2 protein-coding genes are annotated in these 1,977 nt (G+C 69.0%); both read right to left on the reverse strand.

Annotation, left to right across the window (positions count from 1 at the left end):
• Positions 1 to 177: 177 nt before the first annotated feature.
• Complete coding sequence (locus ACFU99_RS42045; RefSeq protein WP_384403637.1) at positions 178 to 1,197, reverse strand: isopenicillin N synthase family dioxygenase; 1,020 nt, start codon at positions 1,195 to 1,197, stop codon at positions 178 to 180.
• Positions 1,198 to 1,456: 259 nt separating this feature from the next.
• Positions 1,457 to 1,977, reverse strand: a 521-nt coding sequence (locus ACFU99_RS42050) for a carboxylesterase family protein (protein ID WP_384403640.1), incomplete at its 5' end; no start/stop codon positions are given.

Genomic DNA, 1,977 nt, shown 5'->3' on the forward strand with positions numbered 1-1,977 from the left:
GGGCTGCTGTCAGCGCGGCCCCGCCGTACGTCCCTCCTCGCGATCATGGTCGCAACGGTCCGCCGCCGCAATTCGCGACCCCGCCAGGAGGGGCTGGCCCCAAGCCCCAAGCCTCAAGCCCAAGCCTCAAGCCCAAGCCTCAAGCCCAAGCCTCAAGCCCAAGGCTTCGGCCTCGTCCTACGGCTCCGTCGAGAACGTCTTGACCATCTTCGTCGAAATCCACCGCCCGCTGGTCATGCCGTTCGCGGGCGGGTGCCCGTAGCCCGGCCGCGCGAGGGCGGGGATCGGTTCGACGGGGGCGTCGTGATTGGGCTGGTGGAAGAAGGGGATGGACAGCCGCGAGGAGCGATTCCCCCGTTCCGGATTGAGCACGCGGTGCATGGTCGACACCCACCGTCCGCTGGTCCACAGGGCCATCAGATCGCCGATGTTGACGACGAAGCTGCCGGGAATGGCCGGGACGTCACGCCATTCGCTCGTTTCCCCGGAGGTCTGGAGAACCTGGAGGCCGCCGAGTCCGTCCTCCTGGTGGAGGACGGTCAGGCTGCCCCAGTCGGTGTGCGCGCCCCGCCGCAGCTGTCCCGGCAAGGGCGGTTCGAGCTGTGGGTAGTAGTAGTTCGCGATGAGCGCCGACGTGTGGCGGTCGAACCTGTCATCCCAGAAATCCTCGGCCAGGCCGAGCGCCGACGCGAACAAGCGCATGATGTCGCTGGAAAGCTCCGTCATGGCGCTCATGTATTCGTGCCACGTCTCCTGGAATCCGGCGGGCGTGCCGGGCCAGATGTTCGCCATCTTCCATGGAGCCCAGTAGTCGCCGAGCCTGTCGCGCTCCTCCTCGCCCAGCTCTCCCGTCACATGGGATGCGAAGACCTCGCACAGGTCGGGAGGGGTTTCCTGGTCGAGGCTCAGCGCCGATACGCCTCCGAAGCGCCGGAATCCGGCGACGCCGGGGCGGTTCGCCACCAGGTCCTTCTCCGCGTCCGGCAACTCGAAGAAGGCGTTCGTCGTCGTATGCATAAGGTCGATCAGCTCGCGCGGCACGCCGTGCCCCACGACGCTGAAGAACCCGGAACTCTCGCACGCCTTACCGATCGCGTCGGCTATGAGCCCGCGTCCATGCGCGCTTCCCCTGGCGGACAGATCGATGACCGGTACGAAACCGTCGACCAGGGCGGCGGTTTCTCGTGTGTGGCCCATTGTGCGTTTCCCTTCCGATGGGAATCCCTTGCGGGCGATGAGTCGATGAGGTGAAGAGCGATGAGGCGAAGAGCGAAGAGACGAAGAGGCGCCAACGCCGTGTCGGCCTTCACGTCCTCATGACTTCAAGTGTTCCGTTGGATCCACCCCGGAGACTTTTCGCCGCCCGCGGGCGAGAACATAAGGCCGGTACGCGCGGAACCCTCAACCGCTGGTTCAACCCCCGGTGCAACCCCCGGCCATTCGCGGTCCGGTCCGGTCAGCGATGCCCGTCCCAGACGGCGAGTTCCGGGCCGCCCGGGGCCTCCGCCGCGTCCTCCCGTACGGTGTGCAGCCGCTGCGAGACGTGGTGCCCCGGCGTGCACGGCGGCCAGCCGGGGTCGCCGGTCGTCGCGAAGCGGACCCACGCGGCGTGGACGCGGGTGAAGAGGTCCCCGAGGGCGGGGTCCCGCAGCGTGCCGGCCGGGCCCAGCGCGCCGTGCGGGCCGGTCAGTCCGTCGCCGCGGTAGTCGAAGACGAACGGCAGCTCCAGCGCGTGGCAGGCCCCGAGTTTCCCGTCGAACTGCGGTGAGGGCCAGGCGAATTCGTACGTCCACGTGTCGCCGCCGCGGAAGGTCTCACCGCGCCCCGCCTCGGCGTGTGCGGCGACCAGCCGCCGGGTCGGGACGGTGAACATGTAGTCGGTGATGACGGCGGACAGCACCTCGGCGGGGGCGGTGGCGCGCTTCGCGCGCCGGTACGCGGCGATGACCGCCTCCGGCTCCGGATGGCGCCGCCCCC

This window comes from Streptomyces sp. NPDC057654, from assembly GCF_042800135.1.
Classification (GTDB): domain Bacteria; phylum Actinomycetota; class Actinomycetes; order Streptomycetales; family Streptomycetaceae; genus Streptomyces.

Excerpts from the sequence above, each read along its gene's own strand:
- ACFU99_RS42045 (WP_384403637.1), bottom strand. The coding sequence starts at position 1,197 with ATGGGCCACACACGAGAAACCGCCGCCCTGGTCGACGGTTTCGTACCG.